The 6,647-nt window shown below is 73.1% G+C and carries 6 protein-coding genes and 1 riboswitch; of the genes, 1 reads left to right on the top strand and 5 read right to left on the bottom strand.

What is annotated here, in order from left to right; all coding sequences use genetic code 11:
- Positions 1-205: 205 nt before the first annotated feature.
- Positions 206-1,135, bottom strand: a complete 930-nt coding sequence (locus ACFV4G_RS28085) for a peptidoglycan DD-metalloendopeptidase family protein (RefSeq protein WP_380444898.1) — start codon at positions 1,133-1,135, stop codon at positions 206-208.
- A 2-nt stretch (positions 1,136-1,137) separates the two neighbouring features.
- Positions 1,138-1,318, bottom strand: a riboswitch (cyclic di-AMP (ydaO/yuaA leader).
- 311 nt (positions 1,319-1,629) lie between these two features.
- Between ACFV4G_RS28085 and ACFV4G_RS28080 the strand changes: the two genes are divergently transcribed.
- Positions 1,630-3,162: a DHA2 family efflux MFS transporter permease subunit gene (locus ACFV4G_RS28080; protein WP_380444897.1), complete on the top strand. Its 1,533-nt coding sequence runs from the start codon at positions 1,630-1,632 to the stop codon at positions 3,160-3,162.
- Between the two features lie 7 nt (positions 3,163-3,169).
- On the opposite strand, the gene purB is transcribed toward ACFV4G_RS28080, so the two are convergent.
- The 4 genes from purB to ACFV4G_RS28060 form a co-directional block, all read right to left on the bottom strand.
- Positions 3,170-4,600, bottom strand: coding sequence for an adenylosuccinate lyase (purB, locus tag ACFV4G_RS28075; RefSeq protein ID WP_380444896.1), 1,431 nt, complete (start codon positions 4,598-4,600; stop codon positions 3,170-3,172).
- A 72-nt stretch (positions 4,601-4,672) separates the two neighbouring features.
- The gene (locus tag ACFV4G_RS28070) at positions 4,673-5,128 is read right to left on the bottom strand and encodes a MarR family winged helix-turn-helix transcriptional regulator (RefSeq protein ID WP_380444895.1); all 456 of its coding nucleotides are present in this window, start codon (positions 5,126-5,128) and stop codon (positions 4,673-4,675) included.
- A 71-nt stretch (positions 5,129-5,199) separates the two neighbouring features.
- A complete protein-coding gene (locus ACFV4G_RS28065) occupies positions 5,200-5,586 on the bottom strand; it encodes a DUF3037 domain-containing protein (protein ID WP_380444894.1) in 387 nt (128 codons plus the stop codon).
- Positions 5,583-6,338 (bottom strand): HipA family kinase, encoded by a 756-nt coding sequence (locus ACFV4G_RS28060; protein ID WP_380444893.1) that lies wholly within the window; start codon positions 6,336-6,338, stop codon positions 5,583-5,585. Before ACFV4G_RS28060 ends, ACFV4G_RS28065 begins: the two co-directional genes overlap by 4 nt.
- Positions 6,339-6,647: the final 309 nt, after the last annotated feature.

Here is a 6,647-nt window from a genome sequence, read left to right as displayed (position 1 = left end):
GGCGCGCTCGGGGTGGGGGGGTGTCTTCCCCAGGCCCGCGCCGGGCGCACGCGATCTGGAGGGGGGCCGGGCCGGTCTGGGCGTGTCCCGCGCCCATGTCCGCCGGTGCGGCGATCACCCGGTCGAGCGGTCACCCGACATGACCATCCCGGACGATCGTTTCGCCCCGCACCTACGGTGGTCCGTCATCCCCGAAGGGGGGAGCTCAGAGCGCGACGCCGTGCGCCCGGAGGTAGGCGACCGGGTCGATGTCCGAGCCGTACTCCGGCCCGGTGCGGATCTCGAAGTGCAGGTGCGGGCCGGTCACGTTGCCGGTGGCACCGGACAGGCCGAGCTGCTGGCCGACGGTCACGGACTGGCCGACCGTCACGCCGATCGAGGACAGGTGCGCGTACTGCGCGTACTTGCCGTCGGCGAGCTGGATCTCGACCTCGTTGCCGTAGGCACCACCGTTGTCGGCCTTCACCACGACGCCGTTGGCGACGGCGCGCACCGGGGTGCCGGTGGAGGCGACGAAGTCCTGGCCGGTGTGGTGGCCGGAGGCCCACATCGCGCCGGCGACGCCGTAGGCCTCGCCGAGCACCGGGTTGGCGAGCGGGGCGACGTAGCCGGAGGCGGCGGCGACCGGAGCGGCGGCCGGAGCCTGCGCGGGCTGGGCCACGGTGGCCTGGACCTGCACCTGGGCACCCGGGGTGGCGGCCTCGGTCCGGACCTGCACCTGCGGCTTGGCGGCCGGGGCGGCGGGCTTCTGAGCGGGAGCGGCCGGGGCGGCCGGGGCGGCCTGGGCCGCGATCGCGAGCGACTGACCCGGGAAGATCAGGTTCGGGTTGGCGCCGACCACGGAACGGTTGTGCGCGTACAGCGCCTGCCAACCGCCCTCGACGTGCTTGGCGTCGGCGATCTTCGAGAGGGTGTCACCGCTGACGACCCGGTAGGAGGCGTCGCCCTGGGCGGCGGCCGGAGCGGCCGGGGCCGAGGCGGCGGCGACCGGAGCGGCGGGGGCGCCGGGGGCGGTGTGGGCCTGGGCGCTCATCGCGGTGACGAGCGGGAGGGCGAAGGAGACACCGGTGACGGCGGTCGCGATGCCGATGCGGGCGGCGCGGGGCAGGGTGATACGACGAGCCTGAGCAGGCATGGAAGTTTCCTCTCCGACGCCTGCGAGGTGAGCTGTCGGGTTCGGGCTGGAGTTGCCCGGCCGCATGCGCGGCTTCACCCCGAGCCGGCCCTGGAACTTCCGCGCAAACAGCGCGAATTCCGGTCCGGCGACTTACCTGTGGGTCCCCCGCTCCTGCCGTACAGAGTTCAGTGCGAGCCACCGGGCAGCGGCAGGACTCGGCGTTCCACCCGGTGGATCCGTCCGGGCTGGCCGGTCGGTCGCTGAACTAAAACTCATCCGTCCGGGTGAAGCAATGTCGATCTCTTGAACCCGCAACAACCCCACCCGCGACGATGACGCTCCGAATGATCCGGAATACGGTGCGTGCACAATCCATTCACTGCCCGCAGCGGATCAACGACCCTCCGCCGACGAGCCGACCCCTCCGTGACCACGCGATCACCCACCGCACCCCCCGGACGCACCACCGGTGACCCTTGTCACGTGCACCCCGCCGGGCGGAGGATCGGGCCGTGGCCACAACCAACGCCGGCTCCTTGCGCCTGGGCACCGCGCAGGGACGCTGGGTCCTCCTGGCAACAGTGCTCGGCTCCAGCATGGCGATGCTCGACGGCACCGTGGTGAACGTCGCCCTGCCCCGCATCGGCACCGACCTCGGCGCCACCCTCGCGTCCCTGCAGTGGACGCTGAACGCCTATCTGCTGACGCTCGCCGGGCTCATCCTGCTCGGCGGCGCGCTCGGCGACCGCTACGGCCGGCGCCGGGTCTTCCTGCTCGGCGTGGTCTGGTTCGCCGTCGCCTCCGCGGCCTGCGCCGCCGCGCCGAACATCCAGGTGCTGATCGCCGCACGCGCCGTCCAGGGCATCGGCGGGGCGCTGCTGACGCCCGGTTCGCTCGCCATGCTCCAGGCGGTCTTCCACCCGGACGACCGCTCGGCCGCGGTCGGCCTGTGGTCCGGCCTCGGCGGCGTGTCGGCGGCCGTCGGCCCGTTCGTCGGCGGCTGGCTCGTGGACGGCCCCGGCTGGCGCTGGATCTTCCTGCTCAACCTGCCGCTCGCCGCCGCCGTGATCGCGGTCGCCACCCGCTACGTCCCCGAGAGCCGGGACGAGAGCGCCACCGGCCGCTTCGACGTGCTCGGCTCGGTGCTCGCCGCCCTCGCGCTCGGCACCTTCACCTACGCGCTGACGGCGGGCGGCGAGGGCCTGTCCCCCGTCGTCTGGGTCACCGGCGTGCTCGGGCTCGTGCTCGGCGCGGCCTTCATCGTCGTCGAACGCCGCGCCCCCGAACCGATGCTGCCGCTCGGGCTGTTCTCCTCGCGGCTGTTCACCGCCGTGAACCTCGTCACCCTCTGCGTGTACGCGGCGTTCAGCGGCGTCTTCTTCCTCCTGGTCGTCCAGCTGCAGATCGTCGCCCGCTTCTCGCCGCTGGTGTCCGGCCTGGCCCTGGTGCCGATCACCGTGCTGATGCTCGCGCTGTCCTCGCGCGCCGCGCGGCTCGGCAAGCGGATCGGCCCGAGGATCCCGCTCACCGTCGGCCCGCTGCTGTGCGCCGCCGGGGTGCTGCTGATGCTGCGCGCCGGCGCCGGCTCCTCCTACTGGGCGGACGTCCTGCCCGCCGTCACGGTGATGGGCTGCGGCATGACGCTGCTGGTCGCTCCGCTGACGGCGACCGTCCTCGCGGCCGTCGAGGTGCGGCACGCGGGCATCGCGAGCGGGGTCAACAACGCCGCCGCCCGCGCGGCCGGCCTGCTCGCGGTCGCGGCCCTCCCGGCCCTGGCCGGCCTGAGCGGCGACGCGTACCGGGTGCCGGCCGCGGTCGACAACGCCTTCCACACCGCGATGCTGATCTGCGCCGGGCTCCTGACGGCCGGCGCGATCACCGCCTTCGTGACCATCCGCGGCAACGTGCTGGCCCCCGAGGACCACCCGGTCGCGGAGCCGGACACCGAGTGGTGCTGCGGCACGACCCCGCCCCTCGACCCCGGCCACGTCCACACGCACGAGGGCCCCGCCACCGGTCCGGCAGCAGGGCCCTCAAAAACCTGACGCTGCGTCAGAGAATGTCACCGGGGGCGTACTTGGCCGCCTCCGGGTAGGCCGCGGCGACGGCCTCGACCAGACGGACGACCTCGGCGACCTGCGCACCGGCCGCGCCGGTGAACGAGAGCCGGTCGGCCAGCAGCGCGTCCAGCGCGGCGCGGTCCAGCGGGATCCGCTCGTCGGCGGCCAGGCGGTCCAGCAGCTCGTTCTCGCGGGCGCCGGCGCGCATCGCGAGCGCGGAGGCGACGGCGTGCTCCTTGATGACCTCGTGCCCGGTCTCCCGGCCGACGCCCGCGCGCACCGCGCCCATCAGCACCTTGGTGGTGGCGAGGAACGGCAGGTAGCGGTCCAGCTCGGCCTCGACGACGGCCGGGAAGGCGCCGAACTCGTCGAGGACGGTCAGGAAGGTCTCCAGCAGACCGTCGAAGGCGAAGAACGCGTCCGGCAGCGCGACCCGGCGCACCACCGAGCAGGAGACGTCGCCCTCGTTCCACTGGTCGCCGGCCAGCTCGCCGGTCATCGACGCGTAGCCGCGCAGGATGACGGCCAGGCCGTTGACGCGCTCGCACGAGCGGGTGTTCATCTTGTGCGGCATCGCGGAGGAGCCGACCTGGCCCTCCTTGAAGCCCTCGGTGACGAGCTCGTGGCCGGCCATCAGGCGGATGGTCTTGGCCAGGCTGGACGGCGCGGCGGCGAGCTGGACGAGGGCGGTGAGCACCTCGAAGTCCAGCGAGCGCGGGTAGACCTGGCCGACGCTGGTGAGCACGTTCTCGAAGCCGAGGTGCCCGGCGACCCGGCGCTCCAGCTCGGCCAGCTTCTCGGTGTCGCCACCCAGCAGGTCCAGCATGTCCTGCGCGGTGCCGACCGGGCCCTTGATCCCGCGCAGCGGGTAGCGGGCGATCAGCTCCTCCAGGCGGCGGAAGGCCACCAGGAGCTCGTCGGTGATCGACGCGAAGCGCTTGCCCAGCGTGGTGGCCTGCGCGGCGACGTTGTGCGAACGGCCGGCCATGACCAGCTCGGAGTGCTGCGCGGCCAGACTCGCGAGGCGAACCAGCACGGCCACCGTGCGGTCGCGCACGTGCTCCAGCGACTGGCGGACCTGAAGCTGCTCGACGTTCTCGGTCAGGTCCCGCGAGGTCATGCCCTTGTGGATCTGCTCGTGCCCGGCGAGCTCGCTGAACTCCTCGATGCGGGCCTTCACGTCGTGGCGGGTGATCCGCTCACGGGCGGCGATCGAGCCGAGGTCGACCTGGTCGATCACCCGCTCGTAGTCGGCGACGGCGTTCGCCGGCACCTCGACGCCGAGGTCCTGCTGGGCCTTCAGGACGGCGAGCCACAGGTGGCGCTCGAGGACCACCTTGTGCTCGGGGGACCAGAGCTGGGCCAGGGTCGCCGAGGCGTACCGGGAGGCCAGGACATTGGGGATCTGGGGCTTCGCGCTCACGCTTCGCAAGCCTAACAGCCGAGGTCACGCCCACTGCAGCCGACGGCGCGCTACGCCCGTAGAGCCCTGGCGCTACTGCGCGCCGCCCGTTCGGCCTGCCAGCACCGGCAGCACCTGCGAGCAGATCGAGTGCAGCGCGACGCGCTGCTCGTCCGTCATCGCCTCGAAGGCCTGGTGGGTGCGCGCCATCTCGCCGCGGATGCGGGTCAGGATGTCCCGGCCCTGCTCGGTGATCACGACGATCTTCACCCGCCGGTCGCCCGCCGCCGCCTCGCGGTGGGCGAGCCCGAGCGACTCCAGCCGGTCGACGATCCCGGTGACGTTCGAGGCGTCACAGCCCAGCCGCCCGGCCAGCGCGCGCATCGGCACCGGCTCCTGCACCGCGCCGAGCGCCTTGGCCTGCGAGGAGGAGAGCCCGTGCCGGGCCGCGGCCGCCGCGAAGTCCTGGAAGTAGGCGGCACCGACGGCGGCCAACACCTCCATCAGCTCGGCGTTGGTCGGTACGGTCGTCGTCGCTGTCGAACCCATGGGACCAGCGTACGGCCGAGTGCTTCAGCAACTCAAGCTTTGACCACGGCAACCGTCACGGAATCAACCGCTCAGAGCACCAACTGGTCGAACAACCGCCGGAGCTCGGCCTCCGGGTCCGCGGTCAGCCCCGTGTGCACCGGCCCCGGCTGGACGACCGCACTGCGCGGCGCCGTCAGCCACCGGAAGCGCTGCCCGGGACTGTCCGACGCCGCAGGACCGGCCTGCGAACCGCCCGCGCACACCGCCTCGATCCCGTACAGCGCCTTCCGGACGCCGTGCACGTCCGCGACCGGGTCCAGCGCCAGCAGCCGGGCCTGGTCCAGGTGGGTTCGCGCGGCCAGGTGCGCGTTCTGCCGGCAGTACAGCAGCACGCCGACGTTGACGCACTCGCCGCGCTCGACCCGCGGCACCGCGCGGATCACGGCGTACTCGTAGTCGTGGAGTTCGACGGTCATGCGGGCACCTCCGGCAGCCAGTCGCGCGGACCGGCCAGTCGAGCGGTCAGCTGGGCGCGGTACGCGGCACGCACCGCGTCCGGCGAGTCGAAGCCCGGCTCGTCCACCAGCCAGACGTCCGGGATCCGCGCCACGGCCTGCTCGACCGCCGCCTCGGCGAGCGGCGCGAGGTCCTTGTCCGCGGCCGCGAGGTCCGGCCCGGAACGCAGCAGCGCGTGGTCGGAGGCGTCGTACGGACGGCGGATCCACGCGGCGGCGCCCGCCCAGTTGTGGTGGAAGATCAGGCTCGCGCCGTGGTCGATCAGCCGCAGCCCGCCGGTGGCGACCAGCAGATTCGGATTCCGCCACGACCGGTCGACGTTGCCGATGAGCGCGTCGAACCAGAGCACCCGCCCGGCCAGGCCCGCGTCGACCTCGAAGCACAGCGGGTCGAAGTTGAGCGCCCCGCTGACGAACGCCATGCCGAGGTTGGTCCCGCCACTGGCCCGCATCTGGTCCTGGACCTGCGGATCCGGCTCGCTGCGCGCGAGCACCGGATCCAGGTCGACGGTCACCAGCTCCGGCACCGGCAGCCCCAGCCGCCGCCCCAGCTCACCGGCCAGCACCTCCGCGACCAGCGCCTTGCGCCCCTGCGCGGCACCGACCCACTTCAACGCGTACAGCCGCCGGTCGTCGGCCTCGACCAGGCCCGGCATCGAACCGCCTTCTCGCAGTGGCGTCACATACCGGACCGCCGTCACCTCAGGAAGCACACCCCCAACCCTATCGGTGCCCCACCCCCCAGTCCCACCCCATGCCCTGCCCCCGTCGCCTCCCCACCCCATCCCCCTCGCCTCCCCCTCCCCACCCCATCTCTCATCCCCATGCCCTCCTCCCCGCCCAATCCCTCATCCCCATGCCCTCCTCCCCGCCCCTTCCCTCCTCCTCGCCGCACCAATGCACCCACCCCAACCACCCCCCTCCCCCTCCCCCCACAGGCGAGAGGGTCGGGCTGCGGGAGGGGGTGGCGGAGGGGGTGGCCGCGGAGAGGGGCGTGACGGGTGATTTTCAGACTGCCAACG

Origin of the sequence: Kitasatospora sp. NPDC059747, assembly GCF_042732955.1 — a bacterium.
GTDB lineage: Bacteria > Actinomycetota > Actinomycetes > Streptomycetales > Streptomycetaceae > Kitasatospora.
The sequence above is the reverse complement of the archived record's forward strand: the minus strand, read 5'-3'. Positions and strand labels throughout refer to the sequence as shown.